At 35.0% G+C, this 22,956-nt stretch carries 25 protein-coding genes; 16 read left to right on the plus strand and 9 right to left on the minus strand.

The window, feature by feature from the left end:
- Positions 1 to 3: 3 nt before the first annotated feature.
- The 8 genes from ACZDYH_RS22650 to ACZDYH_RS22685 all read left to right on the plus strand — a co-directional run bounded on the left by ACZDYH_RS22650 (position 4) and on the right by ACZDYH_RS22685 (position 10,253).
- Positions 4 to 1,548 carry a glycosyltransferase family 2 protein gene (locus ACZDYH_RS22650; protein WP_243871056.1) on the plus strand — a complete coding sequence of 515 codons (1,545 nt, stop codon included), beginning with the start codon at positions 4 to 6 and terminating at the stop codon, positions 1,546 to 1,548.
- Positions 1,541 to 2,782: a nucleotide sugar dehydrogenase gene (locus ACZDYH_RS22655; protein WP_001088924.1), complete on the plus strand. Its 1,242-nt coding sequence runs from the start codon at positions 1,541 to 1,543 to the stop codon at positions 2,780 to 2,782. The genes ACZDYH_RS22650 and ACZDYH_RS22655 overlap by 8 nt, the downstream gene beginning before the upstream one ends.
- Positions 2,779 to 3,744 carry an NAD-dependent epimerase/dehydratase family protein gene (locus ACZDYH_RS22660; RefSeq protein WP_474887221.1) on the plus strand — a complete coding sequence of 322 codons (966 nt, stop codon included), beginning with the start codon at positions 2,779 to 2,781 and terminating at the stop codon, positions 3,742 to 3,744. Before ACZDYH_RS22655 ends, ACZDYH_RS22660 begins: the two co-directional genes overlap by 4 nt.
- Positions 3,737 to 5,281 (plus strand): glycosyltransferase family 2 protein, encoded by a 1,545-nt coding sequence (locus tag ACZDYH_RS22665; protein ID WP_166695291.1) that lies wholly within the window; start codon positions 3,737 to 3,739, stop codon positions 5,279 to 5,281. The genes ACZDYH_RS22660 and ACZDYH_RS22665 overlap by 8 nt, the downstream gene beginning before the upstream one ends.
- Entirely contained in the window at positions 5,250 to 5,471 is a 222-nt protein-coding gene (locus tag ACZDYH_RS22670) for a hypothetical protein (RefSeq protein ID WP_002094217.1), read from the plus strand. The genes ACZDYH_RS22665 and ACZDYH_RS22670 overlap by 32 nt, the downstream gene beginning before the upstream one ends.
- Positions 5,472 to 5,623: 152 nt before the next feature.
- The gene (gene pflB, locus ACZDYH_RS22675; protein ID WP_000195471.1) at positions 5,624 to 7,873 is read left to right on the plus strand and encodes a formate C-acetyltransferase; all 2,250 of its coding nucleotides are present in this window, start codon (positions 5,624 to 5,626) and stop codon (positions 7,871 to 7,873) included.
- A gap of 69 nt (positions 7,874 to 7,942) precedes the next feature.
- On the plus strand, positions 7,943 to 8,674 hold the full coding sequence (gene pflA / locus ACZDYH_RS22680) for a pyruvate formate-lyase-activating protein (RefSeq protein WP_000238458.1): 732 nt from the start codon (positions 7,943 to 7,945) through the stop codon (positions 8,672 to 8,674).
- 412 nt (positions 8,675 to 9,086) lie between these two features.
- On the plus strand, positions 9,087 to 10,253 hold the full coding sequence (locus ACZDYH_RS22685) for a diglucosyl diacylglycerol synthase (protein WP_000594690.1): 1,167 nt from the start codon (positions 9,087 to 9,089) through the stop codon (positions 10,251 to 10,253).
- Between the two features lie 369 nt (positions 10,254 to 10,622).
- Here the strand turns inward: ACZDYH_RS22685 and ACZDYH_RS22690 are convergent, their stop codons facing one another.
- The 4 genes from ACZDYH_RS22690 to ACZDYH_RS22705 form a co-directional block, all read right to left on the minus strand.
- The gene (locus ACZDYH_RS22690; protein ID WP_000358482.1) at positions 10,623 to 10,742 is read right to left on the minus strand and encodes a YfhE family protein; all 120 of its coding nucleotides are present in this window, start codon (positions 10,740 to 10,742) and stop codon (positions 10,623 to 10,625) included.
- A gap of 109 nt (positions 10,743 to 10,851) precedes the next feature.
- A complete protein-coding gene (locus ACZDYH_RS22695; RefSeq protein ID WP_000914737.1) occupies positions 10,852 to 11,409 on the minus strand; it encodes a GNAT family N-acetyltransferase in 558 nt (185 codons plus the stop codon).
- 241 nt (positions 11,410 to 11,650) lie between these two features.
- Positions 11,651 to 12,781 carry an amidohydrolase gene (locus tag ACZDYH_RS22700; RefSeq protein WP_000698317.1) on the minus strand — a complete coding sequence of 377 codons (1,131 nt, stop codon included), beginning with the start codon at positions 12,779 to 12,781 and terminating at the stop codon, positions 11,651 to 11,653.
- 139 nt (positions 12,782 to 12,920) lie between these two features.
- Positions 12,921 to 13,826 carry a TIGR01777 family oxidoreductase gene (locus ACZDYH_RS22705; protein WP_000684379.1) on the minus strand — a complete coding sequence of 302 codons (906 nt, stop codon included), beginning with the start codon at positions 13,824 to 13,826 and terminating at the stop codon, positions 12,921 to 12,923.
- Between the two features lie 81 nt (positions 13,827 to 13,907).
- On the opposite strand from ACZDYH_RS22705, the gene recX reads away from it, so the two are divergent.
- Both recX and ACZDYH_RS22715 read left to right on the plus strand, forming a co-directional pair.
- On the plus strand, positions 13,908 to 14,720 hold the full coding sequence (gene recX / locus ACZDYH_RS22710; protein WP_000268502.1) for a recombination regulator RecX: 813 nt from the start codon (positions 13,908 to 13,910) through the stop codon (positions 14,718 to 14,720).
- 10 nt (positions 14,721 to 14,730) lie between these two features.
- Positions 14,731 to 15,048: a YfhH family protein gene (locus tag ACZDYH_RS22715; protein ID WP_001057025.1), complete on the plus strand. Its 318-nt coding sequence runs from the start codon at positions 14,731 to 14,733 to the stop codon at positions 15,046 to 15,048.
- 64 nt (positions 15,049 to 15,112) lie between these two features.
- Here the strand turns inward: ACZDYH_RS22715 and ACZDYH_RS22720 are convergent, their stop codons facing one another.
- Both ACZDYH_RS22720 and ACZDYH_RS22725 read right to left on the minus strand, forming a co-directional pair.
- Entirely contained in the window at positions 15,113 to 15,265 is a 153-nt protein-coding gene (locus ACZDYH_RS22720; RefSeq protein ID WP_000122093.1) for a YpzG family protein, read from the minus strand.
- Positions 15,266 to 15,302: 37 nt separating this feature from the next.
- The gene (locus ACZDYH_RS22725) at positions 15,303 to 15,461 is read right to left on the minus strand and encodes a small, acid-soluble spore protein K (protein ID WP_000517891.1); all 159 of its coding nucleotides are present in this window, start codon (positions 15,459 to 15,461) and stop codon (positions 15,303 to 15,305) included.
- A 122-nt stretch (positions 15,462 to 15,583) separates the two neighbouring features.
- Here ACZDYH_RS22725 and ACZDYH_RS22730 point away from each other — a divergent pair, with 122 nt between their 5' ends.
- Positions 15,584 to 15,850 carry a YfhJ family protein gene (locus tag ACZDYH_RS22730; RefSeq protein ID WP_000998166.1) on the plus strand — a complete coding sequence of 89 codons (267 nt, stop codon included), beginning with the start codon at positions 15,584 to 15,586 and terminating at the stop codon, positions 15,848 to 15,850.
- A gap of 24 nt (positions 15,851 to 15,874) precedes the next feature.
- Here the strand turns inward: ACZDYH_RS22730 and ACZDYH_RS22735 are convergent, their stop codons facing one another.
- Complete coding sequence (locus ACZDYH_RS22735; RefSeq protein WP_000379109.1) at positions 15,875 to 16,855, minus strand: metal-dependent hydrolase; 981 nt, start codon at positions 16,853 to 16,855, stop codon at positions 15,875 to 15,877.
- A gap of 149 nt (positions 16,856 to 17,004) precedes the next feature.
- Between ACZDYH_RS22735 and mutY the strand changes: the two genes are divergently transcribed.
- Positions 17,005 to 18,102, plus strand: a complete 1,098-nt coding sequence (gene mutY, locus ACZDYH_RS22740; RefSeq protein WP_000171397.1) for an A/G-specific adenine glycosylase — start codon at positions 17,005 to 17,007, stop codon at positions 18,100 to 18,102.
- 34 nt (positions 18,103 to 18,136) lie between these two features.
- Here mutY and ACZDYH_RS22745 read toward each other — a convergent pair whose 3' ends face one another.
- On the minus strand, positions 18,137 to 18,361 hold the full coding sequence (locus ACZDYH_RS22745) for a hypothetical protein (RefSeq protein ID WP_000275436.1): 225 nt from the start codon (positions 18,359 to 18,361) through the stop codon (positions 18,137 to 18,139).
- Positions 18,362 to 18,486: 125 nt separating this feature from the next.
- Between ACZDYH_RS22745 and ACZDYH_RS22750 the strand changes: the two genes are divergently transcribed.
- The 4 genes from ACZDYH_RS22750 to ACZDYH_RS22765 all read left to right on the plus strand — a co-directional run bounded on the left by ACZDYH_RS22750 (position 18,487) and on the right by ACZDYH_RS22765 (position 21,837).
- Positions 18,487 to 18,768, plus strand: a complete 282-nt coding sequence (locus ACZDYH_RS22750; protein ID WP_000039046.1) for a gamma-type small acid-soluble spore protein — start codon at positions 18,487 to 18,489, stop codon at positions 18,766 to 18,768.
- A 188-nt stretch (positions 18,769 to 18,956) separates the two neighbouring features.
- Positions 18,957 to 19,217: a YgaB family protein gene (locus ACZDYH_RS22755; protein WP_000997575.1), complete on the plus strand. Its 261-nt coding sequence runs from the start codon at positions 18,957 to 18,959 to the stop codon at positions 19,215 to 19,217.
- Positions 19,218 to 19,491: 274 nt separating this feature from the next.
- Positions 19,492 to 20,022, plus strand: a complete 531-nt coding sequence (ntdP, locus tag ACZDYH_RS22760) for a nucleoside tri-diphosphate phosphatase (protein ID WP_000506622.1) — start codon at positions 19,492 to 19,494, stop codon at positions 20,020 to 20,022.
- A gap of 54 nt (positions 20,023 to 20,076) precedes the next feature.
- Positions 20,077 to 21,837, plus strand: coding sequence for an ABC transporter ATP-binding protein (locus ACZDYH_RS22765; RefSeq protein WP_001161598.1), 1,761 nt, complete (start codon positions 20,077 to 20,079; stop codon positions 21,835 to 21,837).
- Positions 21,838 to 21,850: 13 nt separating this feature from the next.
- On the opposite strand, the gene ACZDYH_RS22770 is transcribed toward ACZDYH_RS22765, so the two are convergent.
- Positions 21,851 to 22,939: an aromatic acid exporter family protein gene (locus ACZDYH_RS22770; RefSeq protein WP_000765787.1), complete on the minus strand. Its 1,089-nt coding sequence runs from the start codon at positions 22,937 to 22,939 to the stop codon at positions 21,851 to 21,853.
- Positions 22,940 to 22,956 lie beyond the last annotated feature (17 nt).

The following is a 22,956-nucleotide window of genomic DNA, read 5'->3' on the forward strand; positions in this document are numbered from 1 at the left end:
AGTATGAGAGTGTCAGTTGTTATTCCAGTGCATAATGAAGCAAGTACTTTATCAAAAGTTTTAGTAGAGGTAAGAAAGCTCGAACCATATGAAGTTATCATAGTAGATAATGGATCGACAGATGGGACGAAGGAAATAGCATTACAGCATAATTGCCGTGTGATTTATTATAGATATTCTCTTGGTAATGATGTGGGACGGGCAATTGGTGCTAGAGAAGCAAAAGGCGAGATTGTTTTGTTTTTAGATGGTGATATCGTCATGAAAAGTGAAGAATTATACAATTTTATTAAAGGAATACGACAAGGACATGAGATTGTTTTAAATAATTTAACATGGTCCGTTTACTTGAAGATGAGACCGCATTATACGACGGTTGGAAAATATATGTTAAATCGTTATTTGAACAAGAAAGAGTTTGTTGTAGGATCTTTAATTGCAATACCACATGCGATAAGTCGTAAAGTGATTGAAAAACTGGGGTGGTGGAATTTAGCAGATCCAGCATTATTTCAAGCGATGGCGATGTCTAGAGGAGTAGATATTTCTGATATGGCTTCAGTTGATGTCATCTACACAAATAAAGTTCGTCCTGTGCATACTGGTACATCACCTGGCTCTCCTTATCCGAAAGCGACTAGTCGTATTATGGGTGATCATTTGCGAGCTTTACAATACGTAATCGAAACATATGGTAAACGCGGTGGTTTTTCAGAGGACAATAGAGATAGAGAGTTTGTAGGAAAGTATAAACCAGTTTTATTACAAAAGAATAAAGCGAAATATAGTGCCATTATCCCAGTATCAGAAGAGAAAATGACCATAAAGTCTGTTATAAAAGAAGTGAAAGAAGCAGGTGTAGATGAAATTATAGTTGTCGCGAATGGAGCAGATGTTGAGACTGTTAAACAGGCAAAGCTAGAGAATGTTATTGTTGTTGAATTTACGAAGGCGCTTGGACATAATGTAGCACGAGCAATAGGTGCCATGCATGCTACGGCAGATATTTGTTTATTCGTTGATAGTGATCTTGTTATTCCAGCAAAAAAACTCACTCTATTTTTACATGCTGTTGAAGATGGAAATGACGTGGTGTTAAATGATTTACAATGCTTATTAGATATGTTTCATCCAGCAGATCCAATTAGTATGGGAAAATACTTTGTGAATTTGATAGCGAAACGACCAGATTTATGGAATAACTCACTAACTGCTGTACCACATGCCATTCATAAGAAGGTAATAGAGAAAATAGGATATGATTCCCTTATCATTCCGCCATTAGCACAAGTGAAAGCTATTTTAGAAGGATTCTCTATTACAACAGTAGAGTTAGTAGATGTTATAAAAACAAATCGAGTACGTCCAGAGCAACACGAATTTGTAAATGGGCGTATTTCAGCGTTTGATCGTATTTTCGGTGATCAACTTGAAGCGGTTGCGTATTTATTACAATGTACGGACGAACGTGGTGGTTTTACAGATGGAGATAGAGATAGAGATGTAATTCAACAATTGAGAAGGGAAGAAGAGAATACAAATGAATAGTAGTAAAGTAGCTATTATTGGGCTAGGGTATGTTGGCCTTCCTTTAGCGGTACATTTTGCAGAAAGAGGGCATACAGTACTTGGATTAGATAAAGATATTAGAAAAATAGACTCAATTATAAAAGGAGAAAGTTATATTCCGGATGTTTCTTCTAAAGAGTTACAAAGTTTATTGACGAAAAAAAAATTAACAGTAAATACACCGGATCAAGGCATTGCTGATTTTCAAAATAGTGATTATGTTATTGTCACTGTCCCGACTCCAATTAATGAACAAAGAGAACCAGACTTAAGTGCCCTCATTTCAGCTTCGCATTATATACAACAAAACCTTCAAAAAGGACAAACCTTCATTTTTGAAAGCTCCACATATCCAGGCACACTTGAAGAAGTCATCCTACCTATTATTTCTCAAAATGGTAAAAAGGTAGGGGAAGATTTCTATATCGGATATTCCCCTGAGAGAATTGATCCAGCAAATAGTCAATATTCAGTTCAAGCTATTCCAAAAGTTATTAGTGGACAAACAGAAAAGTGTAAACAAAAGGTACAGGATTTATATAGTACCATTTTTGACGAAGTTGTACCTGTTAGCTCTCCGAAAGTAGCAGAGATGTGCAAGCTATTTGAAAATATTCAGCGCTTAGTTAACATTTCTTTAGTAAATGAACTAAACACACTATGTGAAAGTTTAGGCATTGATTTTTATGAGGCCATTGAAGCGGCATCTACAAAACCATTTGGGTTTACTCCGTATTGGCCAGGGCCAGGGATAGGGGGACACTGTATTCCCGTAGACCCTTTATATTTTCAATGGAGAATAAAAAAGAATGGAGCAATTAGTCAATTAATTGAGGCTGCACATATAATTAATGAAGAAATGCCAGAGAAAATGGTCCGGAAAGTAAAAAGTGTGGTGCAATTACCTGCAACGGTGTTAATTGTAGGGATTGCGTATAAAAAAGATGTAAATGATTTGAGAGAATCACCAGCGTTACCGATTATTCAATTATTAAGAAATCAAGGATACGAGATAGAATATCATGATCCTTATATTTCTTCCGCGGAAATTGGAGATAAGGTGTACCAATCTGTTTCTTTAGATGAAGAAAAAGTTAAAAAAGCGGATTGTATTTTAATTTTAACGGATCATTCTAATATTGATTGGAAGCTTTTTAAAGGAATAGACCGAGTAATAGATACACGCGGGATTGTAAAGAAGGTGAGTAAATGAGTAAGAAATGTTTAATTACAGGTGGAGCCGGATTTATCGGGTCACATTTAGCTGAAGAGTTGATGAGAAGAGGTTATGAGGTCACTGTTGTGGATAACTTTTATAAAGGTAAAAATAAGTACCATAAAGAGTTAATGAAAGAAATCCGTGTTATTCCAATAAGTGTTTTAGATAAAAATTCTATTTATGAATTAGTAGATCAGCATGATGTCGTGTTTCATTTAGCAGCAATTTTAGGTGTGAAAACAACAATGGAAAAAAGTATAGAGCTCATAGAAACGAATTTTGATGGGACGAGAAATATTTTACAAGCAGCGCTAAAAGGAAAGAAGAAAGTAGTTTTTGCTTCTACTTCAGAAGTATATGGTAAGGCCAAGCCGCCTTTCTCTGAAGAGGGAGATCGATTGTACGGGGCAACTTCTAAAATTCGTTGGAGTTATGCGGTTTGTAAAACGTTAGAAGAAACATTATGTTTAGGATACGCATTAGAAGGCTTACCGGTAACGATTGTTCGATATTTTAATATTTATGGTCCAAGAGCGAAAGATGGTCCGTATGCAGGAGTAATTCCGCGATTTATCCGTGCGGCACTGCAAGGAGAAGACATTCCCGTATATGGAGATGGAAAGCAGACACGTTGTTTTACGTATGTGAGTGATGCGGTAGAAGCAACAATTCGGGCAATGGATGAGAAGGTAAATGGTGAGATTATTAATATAGGTTCTGAGAATGAACAGAGTATAAAAGAAGTAGCAGAAGTAATTAAAAAATTAACGAATTCTTCTTCGAAGATTGTACAAGTGCCTTTTGAAGAAGTATATCCTCATGGTTTTGAAGAAATTCCAAATAGAAGACCAGATGTAACAAAATTAAAAGAGCTTGTTCAATTTCAGGCGAAAGTAACGTGGGAAAACGGATTGAAGGAAACAATTAAGTGGTTTCGTGAACAAAACAATGGCTAAGTCATTATCTGTTATTATTCCTGCATGTAATGAGGTCGATACGATTTCAGACGTTATTCAATCGGTAAGACCATTAAATCCAGTAGAAATCATTGTAGTAGCAAACGGTTGTAATGATGGAACAGAAGATGTTGCAGATCGTTTAGGGTGTAAAGTAATCAAGCATACAGAGCTACTAGGGAACGATGTTGGACGTGCAGTCGGCGCAAAACATGCGATAGGTGATGTATTACTATTTATAGATGGTGATTTTGCTATTCCAACTTCAAAATTAAAATTATTCCTTAATCCGATTTTATACGATCAGGCAGATGTAGTTTTAAATAATTTGGATGCATTATTTTTAAAAAGGCAAAAAACCACTTCTATTACAGTATGGCGCCAAATATTAAATGCAATGTTAGAGCGTGAAGAATTAAAAATGAATTCTTTATTAGATGTACCTCATGCGCTGACGAAAGAAGTCGTTCAAAGCATCGGATATGAATGTTTTGTTAATCCTATTGTGGCTCATTTACACCTAGTTCAAAGTAAATGGAGAATTAGTCGTCATTGTGCCATTGACGTTATTACGCCGAATAAATTTCGTCCATTCCAGCATGCTGCATATGGGCCAAATCTTTCCCAATCTGAAAAAAGAATGATAGGTGATCATATAGAAGCAGTAGCAGAACGGATATTAAGCAGTGATGAGCGAGGAGGATATTATGATGGAAATAGGAAAAGGGATAGTGTCTATCATACTTTAAGTTTTGAAGAGTTTTATCAAGGGTGGGGTGTTACATCTGATTTGTATAAAGGAAAGCAACTATCGGTTGTTATTCCCGTACAAGATGAAGAGAAAACAATTGGAAACGTTATAGAAGAGCTTCGCAACATTGAACCCTTCGAAATTATCGTTGTCGTAAATGGTTCGTCAGATAAAACGAAAAAAATTGCAAAAGACAAAGGGGCAACGACAATTGTATATAAAGAAGCACTCGGAAATGATGTGGGGCGCTCACTTGGAACGTATTTTGCAAAAGGAGAAATTGTGTTATTTATAGATGGCGATTTTGTTATTCCAGCGAGTGAGCTGTATCCTTTTGCGAAAGCTATTGCAGATGGAACAGATGTTGCATTAAATGATCTAAATCATTATTTAGATTTAAGAGTACCGCTTCATCTTGTAACTGCATTTAAATATGCATTAAATTTAGCTTGTGATAGAAAAGATCTAGGCGTAGGCTCTCTTATCGCTGTACCGAATGCGTTTAGCCGTAAGTGTTTGAAAGAAATTGGGTATAGATCTTTACTGGCGCCGTGTGTAGCCCAAGTGAAAGCTATTCTTTCAGGATTTGAAGTTGCATGTGTAAGTCGTGTTGAGGTCGATAAGATGAACCGTATTCGTCCCAGTGAACATTTTGCTAAAATAGGTCATCCACCAGCTGTACTTCGAATTATAGGTGATCATATAGAAGGACTAGATCAAATAATTGCATTAACAGACAATCGTGGCGGATTCTATGATGGCAATAGAAAAAGAGATGTTTTATAGAAGTAACAAAAAAAGTGTACAACATGTGTACACTTTTTTGTTCTGTTATAAAAACTATAACAGATTAGGAGATAAGAGTATTACAGCTCTACAATGGGTATTGTTCTTATATTACAAAATAGGACTCGTATATAAGGATACCAAAAAAATACAATTAAGGAAAGGGTTAATTTTAAAGACTTTTAAATAAAGTTAACACTATATATATAGTAGTTTGCTCAATATTTCACAAACATGTCACAACTATTTCGTTCACTTTCGTAAAAAAGTAGTATTCTAAGTGTGTAAGCTGTTATATAAAAAATCTTAGTCCTGTACTAATCAAAAATGGAGGAGATTAGGATGACTCAAGTATTAGAAAATGTTAAAAACGCATGGGAAAACTTTAAAGGTGAAAAATGGAAAGCAGAGATTGATGTTCGCGATTTCATTTTAAATAATGTAAACGTTTTCGAAGGGGACGAATCTTTCTTAGCAGAAGCAACTGAAGCAACGAAACAACTTTGGGATCAAGTAATGGATTTAACAACGAAAGAACGTGAAAACGGTGGCGTTCTTGATATGGATACAAAAATTGTTTCTTCTATTACATCACATGACCCAGGATACTTAAATAAAGATATTGAAAAAGTAGTCGGTTTCCAAACTGATAAACCATTTAAACGTTCTTTACAACCATATGGTGGTATTCGTATGGCAGAACAAGCTTGTGAATCTTATGGATACGAAATGGATAAAGAACTTAGTCGTATTTTTAGAGAGTGGAGAAAAACTCATAACCAAGGTGTATTTGATGCATACACACCAGAAATGAGAAATGCACGTAAATCAGGTGTTATTACTGGTCTTCCAGATGCATACGGACGTGGACGTATTATCGGTGACTATCGCCGAGTAGCGTTATATGGTATTGATCATTTAATTGAAGCGAAAAAAGCTGATTTGAATTTAACTGGTGGTGTAATGAGCGAAGATACGATGCGTTTACGCGAAGAGTTATCTGAGCAAATGCGTGCACTTCAAGAGTTAAAAGAAATGGCTGCTTCTCATGGCTTCGATATTTCTAAGCCAGCAACAAATGCACAAGAAGCATTCCAATGGTTATACTTCGCATACCTTGCAGCGATTAAAGAGCAAAACGGTGCTGCAATGAGTCTTGGACGTACTTCTACATTCTTAGATATTTACATTGAAAGAGATTTAGCAAATGGTACTTTAACAGAAGAAGAAGTACAAGAAATTGTAGATCACTTCATTATGAAATTACGTCTTGTGAAATTCGCAAGAACACCTGATTATAATGAATTATTCTCTGGTGACCCAACTTGGGTAACTGAATCTATCGGTGGTATGGCATTAGATGGTCGTCCATTAGTAACAAAGAACTCATTCCGTTTCTTGCATACATTAGATAATTTAGGACCAGCTCCAGAACCAAACTTAACTGTTCTTTGGTCTAAACAATTACCAGAGAACTTTAAAAACTACTGTGCGAAAATGTCTATTAAAACATCAGCAATTCAATATGAAAATGATGACATTATGCGTCCTGAATACGGCGATGATTACGGTATTGCATGTTGCGTATCTGCAATGAGAATCGGTAAACAAATGCAGTTCTTCGGAGCTCGTGCAAACTTAGCGAAAGCATTATTATATGCGATTAATGGTGGTAAAGATGAAAAGTCAAAAGCACAAGTTGGTCCTGAGTACGCACCAATTACTTCTGAAGTATTAAATTATGAAGAAGTTATGCATAAGTTTGATATGACAATGGAATGGTTAGCGGGTCTATATTTAAACACATTAAATGTTATCCATTACATGCATGATAAATATAGCTATGAACGTATTGAAATGGCACTTCATGATACAAACGTTCTTCGTACAATGGCAACAGGTATCGCTGGTCTATCTGTAGTAGCAGATTCATTAAGTGCAATTAAATACGCAAAAGTAAAACCAATTCGTGATGAAAATGGTATTGCAGTTGACTTCGAGATTGAAGGAGATTTCCCTAAATACGGTAACAATGATGATCGTGTAGATGAGATTGCTGTAAATCTTGTAAAAACATTTATGAATAAACTTCGTAAACATAAAACATACAGAAATTCTGTTCATACAATGTCAATCTTAACAATCACATCTAATGTTGTATACGGTAAGAAAACTGGTAATACTCCAGATGGCCGCCGTACTGGAGAACCATTTGCACCAGGTGCGAACCCAATGCATGGACGTGATACAAAAGGTGCATTAGCTTCATTATTATCTGTGGCTAAATTACCATATGAAGATGCACAAGATGGTATTTCTAATACGTTCTCTATTATTCCGAAAGCACTTGGTAAAGAAGATGATGTACAAGTACGTAACTTAGTATCAATGCTTGATGGTTATGCAGTAAAAGAAGGGCACCACTTAAATATTAACGTATTTAACCGTGAAACATTAATGGATGCAATGGAACATCCTGAGAAGTATCCACAATTAACAATTCGTGTATCTGGTTATGCTGTAAACTTTATTAAATTAACTCGTGAACAACAAATTGATGTAATTAACCGTACAATGCATGAAAGCATGTAAATGAAAAAAGTGTCCCTTCGCTCTTAATATATAGCGAAGGGAGGCTGTTTCAATAAAGGAGGAAGTAACATGGTAAAAGGAAGAATACATTCTGTAGAGTCTTGTGGTACTGTTGATGGCCCAGGGATTCGTTATGTCATATTTACACAAGGGTGTTTATTACGTTGTCAATATTGTCATAATGCTGATACGTGGGAAATTGGTAAAGGTAAAGAAATAACAGTTGAAGAAGTGATGCAGGATGTGACATGTTACCTTCCATTTATTGAAGCTTCCGGAGGCGGTATAACAGTTAGCGGTGGAGAGCCATTATTACAGCTAGACTTTTTAATTGAGTTGTTTAAAAAGTGTAAAGCGGCTGGTATCCATACAACAATCGACTCTTCTGGTGGTTGTTATTCTGAGGAACCAGAATTCCAAAATAAGCTAGATATTTTAATGGATTATACAGATTTAGTTTTATTGGATCTGAAACATATCGATTCCAAAAAGCATCGTAAATTAACAGGGAAACCAAATGAACATATTTTACAATTTGCTCGTTATTTATCGGATAAGAATAAACCAATTTGGGTACGACACGTATTAGTTCCTGGTGTTACGGATAATGAAGAGGATCTACAAAAACTATCTAGCTTTATTCAAAGTCTGTCTAATGTTCAAAAAGTTGAAGTGTTACCATATCATAAGCTTGGTGTATATAAATGGGAGGCGCTTGGACACAAGTATCCACTCGCAAATGTAGAACCACCTACTGAGAAAAATGTAGAACATGCTAAATATATTTTACAAGCGGTCTAATCCAAATATTGGATTAGGCTTTTTGCTTTCTTTACAATAAAATCTAGAGTATATATTGATAAAAGAGTATACTGAAAGTAGAATATCCATAATTTTGTACGGAATAAATGGAGAAATTTACATAATTGTAAAGGGAAATCAAAATAGTAAAAAGAATTAAGAAGTAAAAGAGTGAGTATCATGGAATAGAGAACATTTGTAAGTTATTGCGAAAGCTCTTATAGGAAAGTATAATGTAAAGATATGAGCACAGATAGGATTAAGGGGTCAATCTTATATGCTTTGCATATCCACGACAGGTACATAGCTGAAAGGGAATTATTAGAATCTGTTTATGTAATTTTTAAGGAAAATGTTTTTCCTATTGTCGTATATGCAATATGGAGAAACAAAAAGCTAGGAGTGGATTTGTTTGATAAAAAACCCCAAGGTTTTAATATTAACTGCACATTACGGTAATGGTCATGTGCAAGTAGCAAAAACATTAGAACAAACATTTCGCCAAAAAGGAATTGAAGATGTTATTGTATGCGACTTGTTTGGAGAATCACATCCATTTATAACTGACATTACAAAATATCTATATTTAAAAAGTTATACAATAGGAAAAGAATTATATCGTTTGTTTTATTACGGGGTAGAAAAAATTTATGATAAGAAAATAGCATCTTGGTATGCGAACTTTGGAAGAAAACGTTTGAAAACACTATTACAGGTGGAGAAACCAGATATTGTAATTAATACATTTCCAATTATCGCTGTACCAGAATTGAAGAAACAAACAGGTATTTCAATTCCTGTCTATAACGTATTAACGGATTTTTGCGTGCACAAAATATGGATTCATCGAGAAGTAGATCGTTATTTTGTTGCAACGGATCATGTGAAAGAATTGATGGTTGATATCGGTGTACCTGCGGAACAAATTGTTGAAACAGGAATTCCAATCCGGAGTAGTTTTGAGTTAAAGGTAAATCCGGAAATCATATATACTAAATATCAGTTATGTAAGAATAAAAAGATTTTACTAATTGTAGCAGGTGCTCATGGGGTATTAGGAAATGTAAAAGAACTATGCCAATCATTTATGTCAGTGCCTAATTTACAAATAGTTGTCGTTTGTGGGAAAAATGAAGCTTTAAAACAGGATTTATTAAGTTTACAGAAGCAAAATTCCGATGCATTAAAAGTGTTTGGGTATGTTGAAAATATTGATGAATTATTCCGTGTTACTTCTTGTATGATTACGAAGCCAGGCGGAATAACATTAAGTGAAGCAGCAGCGTTGCAAGTACCTGTCATTTTATATAAGCCTGTTCCAGGACAAGAAAATGAAAATGCGATGTACTTTGAAAGAAAGGGAGCAGCAGTTGTCATTCGCGATGATAGTGAGGTTTTTGCAAAAACAGAGGCATTATTACAAGATGATGTGAAGCTTCTTCAAATGAAAGAAGCAATGAAAAGCATCTATCTTCCAGAGCCAGCTGGTCATATTGTAGATGCAATTTTGGCAGAAAATCATGCAGAACCGCGTCATATACCTATTAAATCACCTGCTCTTGCACAATCTTTTACTTAATATGAAACCCTCTTTGTATATGTAAAGAGGGTTCTTTATTATTTTCAAAGAAAATTCAGCCAGTTATCCACAAAAGGATTACGCTTTCATTAAACAGTAAAGTCGGAATATTAACAACTATATCCACATTGTCCACAATTTTTAGAAAAATATCCACAATTAAAACAGCTGATATATGCTTTAATATAGAAAAATATTAAATGTTTTTGAAAATTACTAACAATTCTGTTGGTTTTGTGGATAAAGTTGTCCACAGCAAAAAAAGTCCCTTATGTATAAGGGGCTTTTTTGCTTACTTCTATCAGTCGAGAAAATTATGTAATGAAAATGAATAATTAGGGGGGAAACTTCTAATTATTCATTTTCACTTTAAATGCTTTTCGAGCGATATCCTGCTGCACGATCTGCTTTTTGAAATTCGCGTTGATAGAGAACTTCTTGTGTACTAGATAATGTGTTTTTTGCTTTATCACGTTTCTTTTTATCCATTACAAATCACCTCGTGTCTTAAAGTTACTATTTATCGTTTCCAAAGACATGAGGGGATATACGCATATGGAAAATGTTAACGATTGATTATCATTTCAGAAAATTTAGATTACGCTTCTTTTAATTGATGAGCATCTTGGAAGGTTGTATCTCGCATTGTAGCAAGTGTGTATTGATCTTTTGGAATTTCATATAAGTTATACACTTCTTCGTTTGCGTTAATTTCATCATATACGGCTTTTCTTGTTTCGTTTGCTAGATTCACATATTGCAGTTTTTCTGCAGCTTTAATAGAACGAATATTTATTTTACGAATACGCATGAAAATTGTTTCAATATCTAATTCATAGAAAAGTTCACTAAAAAATGAATCTTTTGCTAATTTGTTATAGCCTTTTCCATGATATGGTTTGCCAAGCCATGTCCCGAGAAATCCAGCTTTTTCTTGCACATCAAATAAAGTAATTGTTCCGATAGGGTTACCCCATTCATCTAAAATTGTGCGTGAAATTAATTCACCACGTTCTTCAGCTTCAATCGTTTGTTTTGTTAAGAATAAATATTCTTCATAAGAATAAGCCTTTTGACGCACAAAAGGGAAGACAGCTGGATCCACCATTAACTCGTATAGAACGTGGCTGTCGTGTAAGTCGCGTTTTTTCAACATACTAACTCCTCCTCACACGAGGGTAGCATGACGAAAAAACACCCCACCCTCGAAATTTTTATATCAATCTTTAAAAAATTTCGGGGTGGGAATCGAACCCACTAGAACCAGTTTCTAACGCTGGTGGCGCACCATTTGCCTTCCCCATTCATCAATTTGAAAATGATAATCACGACACAAATTGATTATGGTTTCATTCAGTTTATAATCGTATAATACTTTATCTAGTCAAAAAAATAAACTAGTTTTTTTTATTTTTTTTGTAAATTATTTTTCCATCAATCATAGTTAGTACAGGCTTGGCTAAATAATGGAAAGGATGATGAGTCCATAACACGAGATCGGCGTCTTTTCCAACCTCAATGCTTCCAATTCTATCCTCTAAACGCAAATTTCGCGCTGGGAATATGGTGATTCCTTCTAGTGCTGTTTTCTCGTCTAACCCTTCTCTTACTGCAACAGCGGCACAAATATTTAAATATTGAATGGGTGTATAAGGATGATCTGTTGTTATAGAAACTTCCACACCATTTTTAGATAATATATGGTAAGTATCCCATGTCTTGTTTTTTAGTTCGATTTTAGAACGACGTGTCAGAGTGGGACCAACTGAAACCTTCAAATTGTGTTTCGAAAGCTCTTCAACAAGAAAGTGTCCTTCTGTACAATGTTCAATACGTAGATCGAGGTTGAATTCCGTTGCAAAGCGTAGCGCAGAACTAATATCATCTGCTCGGTGAGCGTGGATACGTACGGGTATTTCACGACGTAATGCTTTTAAAATAGGAAGCATTCTAAAATCAGCTTCGTGCCCGTAGTGTTGTGCTTCATAGAATGATTCCCGAAGTAACCCCATAATCCCCATACGTGTAATGGATTCTTTTGTTCCATTACTATGGACTTTTTTAGGATTTTCTCCAAAGGCAATCTTTAAACCAGCAGGTTCTTGAATAATCATATGATCAATACAAGTTCCAGCTGTTTTTATTACACAAGTAGTACCCCCGATAATATTTTGACTGCCAGGCATAACGTGAACGGTTGTAATTCCGTTTTGTACAGCGTCTTGAAAGGCAATATCGAAAGGATGGATTCCATCTAAAGAACGAATATGTGGTGTTGAAACTTCAGATGTTTCATTGGCATCATTTCCAGCCCAACCAGTACCTTCATCATAGAGACCAAGGTGAGTATGGACATCAATAAAGCCAGGTAAGAGATGGAGTGCTCGTGCATCTATAACGGTCATATCTTGAGTAGGTTGAATAAAAGGTTTGACCTCGGTAATTCGCTCTCCTGTAACGAGTACATCTCCTTGAAACTTTTGAGATGTAATAGGGTATACAATGGCTTGTTTGAGCAATATTTTCATAGGTACCTCATTTCTGTTACTTTATAATGCTAATGGAAGTTAAGGGAAAGTAACTGAAAGGTTATTTGTATGGTAATGCTTAGGATCCTAGAAAATGAAAGTTTTGAAAGAGCCCATGTAAAATTGTGTTTTAGAAGTACTACATTGTATGCGAAAGTATATTTTGTAATGCATGGTCTATTGCCGGAAATGTGTATTGGTATCCATGTTCAATTGCCTTAATGGGTAATACACGTTGCCCTTCTAGTACAAGTATGCTCATTTCACCCAGTAAAGTTTGAATGATAAATGAAGGTACAGGCAACCAATGAGGTTTTTTCATTATAGTTGCAATGTTTTCTCCAAATTCCTTCATTCTTATGGGTGTTGGTGCTGTCATATTAAGAGGACCATCAATTTCTTTTTTGTGTATGATGAAATCCATCATACGAACGACATCGTCTATATGAATCCATGATAACCATTGCTTCCCAGAACCAATGGTGCCGCCGATATAGAATTGATAGGGAAGTAGCATTTTGGGAAGAGCTCCTCCATTTGCACCTAATACAACTCCAAATCTTGCGTAGATTGTTCGTATTCCGAGAGAACGTGCTTTAGATGCTTCTTGTTCCCATGAATATACTGTATTTGCTAAAAAGTCATTTCCAGGAGTCTCATGCTGTTCTGTAAAAGACTCTATTTCAGACGTTCCATAGTATCCAATAGCACTTGCGTTAATAAATGTGTGTGGTTTTGTATGGAGTGTCTGCAATTGTTTAATGATTCCTTTTGTTGTTTGAATTCTACTGTTTAAAATGACTTTCTTTTGTTGCTTTGTCCATCTACTATTAATAGACTCTCCGGCTAGATTAATAACTATATCAATAGAAGAGAGGGGGAAGGTTTGTAAATCTGGTGTCCATTGAACATACTGAAGGTTAGGATCGGAAGTTTCAGTAGTTTTTTTTCGTGTGAGAATGTAAACAGTATATCCTTTTTGAATAAAAAAAGTAGAAAGGGATTTACCGATAAAGCCTGTACCACCAGAAATTGCGATTTTCACAAGTATTTCCTCCTCATTATATATATTCTTGAAAAGAAAAAATGTTCCTCGACTATGTTAAAATAATAGAGAGGTGAGAGTATGGCTGTCATTACAAAAATAGAAGTACAAAAACGATCGAAAGAACGATTTAATATTTATATTGATAAAGGTCAAGGCGAAGAGTACGGATTTAGTGTGGATCAAGTAATCTTAATAAAACATGGATTACAAAAAGGCTTAGAAATTGATGAAATCGAGTTAGGAAATATTTTGTACAATGAAGAAGTACAAAAAGCATATTTACAAGCAATCTCCTATTTATCCTATCAAATGAGAACAAAACAAGAAATAGAAGATTTTTTACGAAAAAAAGAAGTGGGACAGGCCATCATCTCTGAAGTCGTTTCGAAATTATTACATGACCGATATATTAATGATAAAGAGTATGCTGTTTTATATACGCGAACGCAAAGTAATGTGAATCGAAAAGGTCCAACTGTTATTAAAAGAGAGTTATTAAATAAAGGTGTTCAGGATTTAATTATTACACATAGTTTACAAGAATATCCGAAGGAAAAGCAAATTGAGAATGCCTTGTTTCTCATAGAGAAGAAGAAAAAATCTTATCAAAAACATTCTTTTTTACAAATGAAACTAAAGTTAGATGAGATGCTTGTTCGAAAAGGATATTCTAGAGAAGTAATTCAAATTTGTTTGGAAGAATTGAAAGACGAAAAAGATGACGAAAAGCAACAAGAAGCGTTACACTATCATGGGAATAAATATTATGAGAAATATAAGAAGCATGATGGATGGACATTTGAAAACAAGATGAAACAAGCGTTATATCGAAAAGGATTCTCTATTGATGAAATCGAGATATTTTTGCAAATGAAACGCGAAGAGGAATGAGGAGAATAAGATGAATATGCCAAAACGCTACAGTGAAATGACACCGCATGAGCTAAGGGAAGAAATTGGCGCTTTGAAGGAGCAAGCAGTAAAAGCTGAGCAGCTTGGGATTGTCAATGAATTTGATGTATTAATGAGAAAAATGGCAATGGCTCGTGCTTATATGACGGATGTAAACAAATTCCGTATTGGTGAAACATATGAATTAGTAGAAGAACCTGGTGTATTATTTAAAATTACGTATTTCAATGGGGTATTTGCTTGGGGATATAAGCAAAATGATAATGAAGAGATTGGCATACCAATTTCCTTATTGCAAGAAAAATAAAAACCAGAGAGCATATATCTCTCTGGTTTTCATCTTTGGTAGGCGTTAAAGGAGATAGGAGATTCTAAAATTGGCGTTTTTTACATTCATTTGCCAATATAATGAGAGACTGGGTTTGTTGCGTCTGTCCGTTAACTTGTGCTTTCGCATGTTTTGGACGAGTCCACGTATGGTTAAATAATTCAGAACGACTATCTAAGCGATCACGGTAGCTCATCTTTATCACCTCGTGTAGGAAGTTAATTTAATTTGTACTATTCTTCCTGCTGATTTGCAGCACGCATACGTTCTTGTGGGTGCGTGTTAATTGTGCCGTTAGGTCGTTTCGAAGCGAAGCGTGATTTCGCTTTCGGTTGACCGTCGATTTTGCTGTTGTTTTTTGACTCAGACCAAAATTCGGCTTGTTTACCCATTGCGAACGCCCTCCTCATTATCGGTTGATACCTCTTTAAGAAGTATCAATTATAGAATGTGCAAAATTGAAGAAACTATCCTTTAGAAATGAAGGGATAAATAGGTAAAAGGAGATTATAATATGAATGATATTTATGAAACATTAACGAAAGAATTATTAGACAAGAATGACAAGCTTTCTTACGCACAAGCTCGTGCGTGGGTTGAGTTACTATGGGAAGATTTTCAAACAACTTATGCAAAATCAGGTCGTTATCAAGGCGATGAAATGACGGAACAAGTGGTACGATCATGGATTAATAATCATGGTGTACGCCTTCATGAAATGCGGACAAATAATCCGAAGTATAGTCATTTAATTAATCAAGAAGATCATTTGAAACATTAAAAAAAGCGACTTAAGTCGCTTTTTTTAATGTGGAAGTAATTCCAGTTTTTTTCGAAGCTTTTCTTCACTAAAGATCCATCCTGTATAGGAACTAATAATATTTAAATTGTGATCGAGCTGAACGATTGCAACAAATGGATAATAATCTTTACTTCGATATCGTAAATCAATGAATCGTACTTCATAATAATGGTCATGATCAAAAATATCCCAGCGATATACAGGAGAGAAAGATAGGAAGGCTGAGATGTTTTCATCTTGTTTAGCTGCTCGCATAATATTATTGTCTGGGAACGGTATCCGATCGAACTTATCATATATCATGATGTTACCACGGTGCCATCTCGCAACGTAGTAATAATCAGCCGTAACGACTGCTAAATGGTAATGATAAAATCGGTAAGAAGGAGAAATGATAATCTTTTCGACATTTTTGAAACGTTTGTGTACAACGCTTCTTATATTTCTGTGCATCATAATCCGTCCGATATAGTAAACAATCATTAATATATATGCCGCTAAAGCTGTATATCCCTTATGAGAACCGACGAGCATGCAAGCAATTGCAAGTATATGGATAAAGAAAATTACGGTATCGAATGTATTAATTATGCCAAGTGCGACCCATTTTTTTGTGAAAGGTCGTAATGCTTGTGTACCATAGGCGTTGAAAATATCTACAAAGACGTGAAGAAAGACGGCAATAAATGACCAAAGTAGTAGATGAAGATATGGAGCTTCTGAAAAGAAGGCGAAAGAGATGCCACTTATAAGGAATGACCAAAGAATTACCGCAGGAATAGAATGAGTAATCCCACGATGATTTCTTATATATTTAGCGTTATTACGCAATTTTAAAACTGTGTCAATGTCAGGAATGTTGGAACCAGCAATTGTAGCAAGCATAACAGCTTGGGGGCCAATATCACTTTGTGCTATGGCTGGATCTAATGTTGCTAAGCTACCTAAAGTGATACCCATAACAAGGTGAGTGGCTGTGTCCATAGAAATCCACCTCCGTTTTTTATTAATGTAACTCTTTTTATTCGATACCTCAAGTCCTTTGCCTTCTATTTCCTATGTCATCTTACTTAAATTTTTTCCTAAAATCTTTATAATAGTACTTATATGCAAAAAAATGAGGGGGATCAAGTTTGACACTTGAAATACTAAACAATTTTAATATAGAGCAGTTTCAAAATGATTTAATTGGTTGGTTTGAAGAAGAACAGCGCGACTTACCGTGGAGAAAGAATAAAGATCCATACCGCGTTTGGGTTTCTGAAATTATGTTGCAGCAAACAAGAGTAGAAGCTGTAAAACCATATTACGCAAATTTTATGGGGAAGTTTCCTACACTTGAAGCGTTAGCGAACGCTGATGATGAAGAAGTATTAAAAGCATGGGAAGGTTTAGGATATTATTCTAGAGCACGTAATTTACATGCGGCAGTAAAAGAGGTAAAAGAAGTATACGGCGGGGTTGTACCAAGTGATGTAAAGAAAATTGAAAAGTTAAAAGGAGTAGGACCATATACAAAAGGTGCTATTTTAAGTATCGCATATGGTATACCAGAGCCGGCAGTTGATGGAAATGTTATGCGTGTATTATCTCGTATTTTATCAGTATGGGATGATATTGCAAAACCAAAGACTCGAAAAGTTTTTGAAGAGATTGTGCGTGAAATTATTTCAGTAGAAAACCCATCTTATTTTAATCAAGGATTGATGGAATTAGGTGCATTGATTTGTATTCCTAAAAATCCATCGTGCTTACTTTGTCCTGTGCGTGAGCATTGCAGAGGATATGCTGAAGGTGTTCAAAAAGAATTACCAGTAAAAAGTAAAGCGAAAGCTCCTAAAATGGTACCTATTGTTGCAGGCGTACTTCAAACTGAAGACGGTCGTTACGTTATTAATAAACGTCCAAGTACAGGTTTGTTAGCTAACATGTGGGAGTTTCCTAATGCTGAACTTGGAGAAGGTATTCGAAATCAGAAGGAACAGCTTATAGATTATATGAAAGAAAAATTTGAGCTCGAGGTTTCTATTGATGAATACGCAATGAATGTACAACATACGTTTACACATCGTACTTGGGATATATTTGTATTTTACGGAAAAGTAACCGGTAATATTGTTGATACAGATACATTAAAATTTGTATCGAAAGAGGTATTTGAGCAATTACCTTTCTCAAAATCACACCGTACTATTTATGAAAATTGTGTGGAGAAAATTACAATGCAATAAATAAAAAAGTGTTCCCAATCTAGGGAACACTTTTTTAATCGTAAGAAATTTTTGTCCCATGAGTCCAACTAGCTTCACCTTCTTGTAAGCCGCCTCTTGATTCGATTTCTACTACAATTTCTTTGTAAATACTTTGCCCTTCTACATTTAAATAAGGCAGAACCTGTTGTAGTGAGTGATGAAAATAAGCTAATTCATCTTCTTTCCATTCATTTTTTGAAATCATCGTTAGTTCAGTCATATCGCGTCCTATATACATATTTCCACCTCCATTTCTTATAGTTTGAATAAGTAACAAAAGATATATGCGGAAATTATTCAAAAGAAAATTACGGATAGCTTCTAAGTGAATTGGTTACATTATTGATTGTGGAGGTGAGAAAGATGAGTAAAAAACAACAAGGTTATAACAAAGCAACTTCTGGTGCTAGCATTCAAAGTACAAATGCTAGTTATGGTACAGAGTTTTCAACTGAAACAGATGTACAAGCTGTAAAACAAGCAAACGCACAATCAGAAGCAAAGAAAGCACAAGCTTCTGGTGCACAAAGTGCAAACGCTAGTTATGGTACAGAATTTGCAACTGAAACAGACGTGCATTCTGTGAAAAAACAAAATGCTAAGTCAGCTGCAAAACAATCACAATCTTCTAGCTCAAATCAGTAATGAAAGAAAAACACTTCTCTAATTCGGGAGAAGTGTTTTCTTTTTGCGTGGATCGTTGTAATGAAAAGAAAGCGAACGACATAACTTCTAATAAGTCAACAAATGTAGTCAAAGGAGAAGGAAGTTAACAATTAGAATTATGTAATTAGGAATAATAACTGATGAATAAGTCCAAAAGGGGGTAAGTAATGAACGATTTTGATAAGTTGGTAGGGGAGCAATTAGAAACGATGGATGAATTGTTAAAGTTACAAGCACATCTAGAGAAGTATCAACAAATTGAAATGAATGAAAAAGATACGTGCGATAAAAAAGAACTGCATTTTATCCGCCAGGAAATATATAGAACAGAAGTAGCGTTGAAGATGTTACATGAGAAATTTGAAGAACAAACGAATAGTGTAATTCAATCTTTTGCAACTGAAAAAATGATTTCAAATTTAGGATAAGATATATTGTTATCTTTAGGTGAAAAGTCCTTCTTTGTATGGAAATAGAGAAGGGCTTTTTCTATTACATGTCCTCGCTTATAAATAATACAGTACAATCCTTTTATCTCCTAAGAAGCGGTGGGGCATAGTATTCAACGATAAACCTCCTGCATATTCAGTTTGAAAAATAGAGTCTTATCCCTTTAGTTTTAAAATTTCGACAAAAAAGTTATAATAGAAAAAAAGTGAATGCCGTTCAAAGGGCATTTGCAGTTGAAAGAAGGGAGCATATATGGGATTTCCCAAAGAAGGAGAAAAAGTACAAATACATAGTTATAAACATAATGGCTCCATTCATAGAATGTGGGAAGAAACAACAATTTTAAAAGGGACACAGAGTCTTGTAATCGGAGCGAATGATCGTACAGTAGTTACAGAATCGGATGGCCGAACATGGATTACTCGTGAACCAGCAATTTGTTATTTTCATGCCAACTATTGGTTTAATGTGATTGGGATGCTTAGGGAAGATGGCGTATATTATTATTGTAATTTAAGCTCACCTTTTGCGTATGATCCTGAAGCATTAAAGTATATTGATTATGATTTAGATATTAAAGTATATCCAGATATGACATATACGCTTCTAGATGAAGATGAGTATGAAAAACATAGTGAAATTATGCAGTATCCACCTGTTATTGATACAATTTTAAAACGAAATGTAGCACATTTAACACAGTGGATTCATCAAAGAAAAGGTCCATTTGCACCAGATTTCGTAGATATGTGGTATGAACGATATTTAATGTACAGAAATTAAAACAAACCTGCAGGGGGCTTCCCGGCAGGTTTGTCCTATTAGAGGGGGGATTATGTGCAAGGCATAAAAAGATATTTACAATTTGTTAAACCATATCGATGGCTTATTGCTATTACAATTATTATTGGACTAGTTAAGTTCGGTATCCCACTTATTATGCCGTGGTTATTAAAGTATATTATCGATGATGTAATTCAAGGCGCTGGCTCACTTCAAGATAAAACATCTCAATTAATAACAGCGATTGGAATTGCTTTCTTTATTTTTGCGGTATTAAGACCACCGATTGAATATTATCGTCAATATTTCGCCCAACGTATCGCAAATACAATACTGTATGATTTGCGGAAGCATATTTTCGGTCACTTACAAAAGTTAAGTTTACGTTATTACTCCAATACAAAAACAGGGGAGATTATTTCGCGTGTCATCCATGATGTAGAACAAACGAAAGATTTTGTAATTACTGGTTTGATGAACGTCTGGTTAGATACTGCAACAATTGCTATTGCTATCATTGTTATGTTTTCTATGAATATAAAATTAACATTTGTTGCGTTATTGATTTTACCTATTTATGTAATTGCAGTGAAATATTTTTTCGGACGTCTTCGGAAATTGACGAAAGAGCGTTCACAAGCGTTAGCGACGATGCAAGGGTATTTGCATGAACGTATTCAAGGAATGCAAGTGACACGTAGCTTTGCGTTAGAAGAGTATGAGGGGAAGCAGTTTGAAAAAAGAAATAATGAATTTTTAACGAAAGCATTAACCCATACAAGTTGGACGGCAAGAACATTTTCGGCAGTAAACACGTTAACCGATTTAGGTCCGTTACTTGTGATTGGTTTTGCAGCATATGAAGTAATTCAAGGGCAGTTAACGCTAGGAACGATGGTAGCTTTTGTTGGATATATGGATAGTTTATATAGTCCGCTTCGCCGCCTTGTTAATTCATCTACAACATTAACACAATCTTTTGCATCGATGGACCGTGTGTTTGAACTGTTAGATGAAAAATACGATATTGTTAATGTACCAAATGCGGTACAAACGAAAAAATTAAATGGAGAAATTGTATTTGACAATGTTTCTTTTCGTTATAATGCAGATGAAAAAGAGATATTACACAACTTGTCATTAACTATGCAACCTGGAGAGAAAGTAGCGCTTGTAGGAGCGAGTGGGGGAGGAAAGTCATCTCTTGCTAGTTTGATCCCGCGTTTCTATGATGTTTCTGAAGGCACGGTTTATGTAGATGGCATAGATGTAAGAAAGTATAATATGAGAAATTTGCGTAGTCATATTGGAATTGTACTGCAAGATAATTTATTGTTTAGCGATACAATTGGAGCTAATATTTTATATGGAAATCCGAAGGCTACAGAGAAAGAGGTGATTGCAGCTGCTAAAGCTGCGCAAATTCATGATTTTATTATAGACTTACCAGATGGTTATAATACTGTCGTTGGAGAACGTGGTGTGAAGCTATCGGGCGGGCAAAGACAACGCGTGGCAATTGCACGAGTGTTTCTAAAGAATCCTTCGGTACTTATATTAGATGAAGCAACTTCAGCATTAGATTTAGAAAATGAAAGGTATATTCAAGAGGCGCTTCAGACGTTAGCTGCTGACCGGACAACGATTATAATTGCACATCGATTAGCGACGATTACGCATGTTGATACGATTATTTACATTGAAGACGGTGAGATTAAAGAGACTGGTTCTCATGAAGAGTTAATGCGAAAAAGAGGATTTTATTACAATTTATATCAACTTCAACATATAACAGAAACAGCTCCTTTAGCATAAAAGGAGCTGTTTTTTATTCGTCTTCTTTTTTATCATCGATTTGGAGTTCTTTTTCTGGTTTATGGTATGTGTAGAAGCTATCTACAAGCAAATCTAAATGCTCTACTTCTTCACTATAGTTAATGATGGAAGAAATAAGAGGGAAGAGATGTAACCATGTTTTATATGCTTCTTCATCGTCTTTATTTTGATATTCCATAAAGATATCAATTAATTCTTGTTTACCTGTTTCAACTTCATCAAGCATTTCAACTGATTGTTGTTTTTTTGCTTTACCAATAAATTTTAATAAAACTTGTTCATGATAATGCGTTAATGAGTCAAGTTCGTTTTGGATAGATTCCTGAAATTCTTCCGGCATATAGCGCAGTTCATTTTCAGTACGGTGTAATGATTTTAACGTACTTAAAGCACGGCTTGTTGTCGCTAACATTTGTCTGAATAAAACGAGCTTACGAATTTTTGCGAACTTTACTTTTTTCGTGTAGCTTCTTTCTTCTTTATACAGCAAATAGTAATGGTTTAGTTTGATCATTTTTTCTTTCATACGATCAATATCAGTTTTTAGCGTTGTAAAATCAGAAGCCTGCCTGCTATTCATTCGAATCCATTTTACAATTTCTTCTGTATTATCAACGATACGATGATAAAGTTTTGTTTCATATTTTGGCGGCATAAATACTAAATTTACAAGTGAAGCCGCAATAATACCAATCATAATCGTCGCAAATCGAAGTAAGGCAAAACTAAAGAAATCTTCGCCTTGATACTCCATAATGGCGATAACTGTTACTAAAGCAATTGATATTGTGTTTTCTAATCGTAATTGTAATGTAAGAGCAATTACTAATATACATGTTAATCCAATAATAAAAGGATTATGTCCAAAAGCAGTAGCAAATGCGATAGCAAATATCGCACCAATTACATTTGCTTGAATTTGTTCAAGTGCTGTTAAATAAGAACGGTATACAGACGGTTGGACAGCAAAGATAGCTGAAATTCCCGCAAATACCGGACTCGGTAATTGAAGTAAAATACAAGCAAATAAAGCTAACGTGATGGCAATACCCGTTTTTAAAATGCGAGCACCAAGTTTCATACCCTTAATAAGATCCT

The organism is Bacillus sp. EB V-12 (genome assembly GCF_056158125.1).

Coding starts and splice junctions, on each gene's coding strand:
- ACZDYH_RS22650 (WP_243871056.1), top strand. CDS start 4: ATGAGAGTGTCAGTTGTTATTCCAGTGCATAATGAAGCAAGTACTTTA.
- ACZDYH_RS22655 (WP_001088924.1), top strand. CDS start 1,541: ATGAATAGTAGTAAAGTAGCTATTATTGGGCTAGGGTATGTTGGCCTT.
- ACZDYH_RS22660 (WP_474887221.1), top strand. CDS start 2,779: ATGAGTAAGAAATGTTTAATTACAGGTGGAGCCGGATTTATCGGGTCA.
- ACZDYH_RS22665 (WP_166695291.1), top strand. CDS start 3,737: ATGGCTAAGTCATTATCTGTTATTATTCCTGCATGTAATGAGGTCGAT.
- ACZDYH_RS22670 (WP_002094217.1), top strand. CDS start 5,250: ATGATGGCAATAGAAAAAGAGATGTTTTATAGAAGTAACAAAAAAAGT.
- pflB (WP_000195471.1), top strand. CDS start 5,624: ATGACTCAAGTATTAGAAAATGTTAAAAACGCATGGGAAAACTTTAAA.
- pflA (WP_000238458.1), top strand. CDS start 7,943: ATGGTAAAAGGAAGAATACATTCTGTAGAGTCTTGTGGTACTGTTGAT.
- ACZDYH_RS22690 (WP_000358482.1), bottom strand. CDS start 10,742: ATGGATAAAAAGAAACGTGATAAAGCAAAAAACACATTATCTAGTACA.
- ACZDYH_RS22695 (WP_000914737.1), bottom strand. CDS start 11,409: ATGTTGAAAAAACGCGACTTACACGACAGCCACGTTCTATACGAGTTA.
- ACZDYH_RS22700 (WP_000698317.1), bottom strand. CDS start 12,781: ATGAAAATATTGCTCAAACAAGCCATTGTATACCCTATTACATCTCAA.
- recX (WP_000268502.1), top strand. CDS start 13,908: ATGGCTGTCATTACAAAAATAGAAGTACAAAAACGATCGAAAGAACGA.
- ACZDYH_RS22715 (WP_001057025.1), top strand. CDS start 14,731: ATGAATATGCCAAAACGCTACAGTGAAATGACACCGCATGAGCTAAGG.
- ACZDYH_RS22720 (WP_000122093.1), bottom strand. CDS start 15,265: ATGAGCTACCGTGATCGCTTAGATAGTCGTTCTGAATTATTTAACCAT.
- ACZDYH_RS22725 (WP_000517891.1), bottom strand. CDS start 15,461: ATGGGTAAACAAGCCGAATTTTGGTCTGAGTCAAAAAACAACAGCAAA.
- ACZDYH_RS22730 (WP_000998166.1), top strand. CDS start 15,584: ATGAATGATATTTATGAAACATTAACGAAAGAATTATTAGACAAGAAT.
- ACZDYH_RS22735 (WP_000379109.1), bottom strand. CDS start 16,855: ATGGACACAGCCACTCACCTTGTTATGGGTATCACTTTAGGTAGCTTA.
- ACZDYH_RS22745 (WP_000275436.1), bottom strand. CDS start 18,361: ATGTATATAGGACGCGATATGACTGAACTAACGATGATTTCAAAAAAT.
- ACZDYH_RS22750 (WP_000039046.1), top strand. CDS start 18,487: ATGAGTAAAAAACAACAAGGTTATAACAAAGCAACTTCTGGTGCTAGC.
- ACZDYH_RS22755 (WP_000997575.1), top strand. CDS start 18,957: ATGAACGATTTTGATAAGTTGGTAGGGGAGCAATTAGAAACGATGGAT.
- ntdP (WP_000506622.1), top strand. CDS start 19,492: ATGGGATTTCCCAAAGAAGGAGAAAAAGTACAAATACATAGTTATAAA.
- ACZDYH_RS22770 (WP_000765787.1), bottom strand. CDS start 22,939: ATGAAACTTGGTGCTCGCATTTTAAAAACGGGTATTGCCATCACGTTA.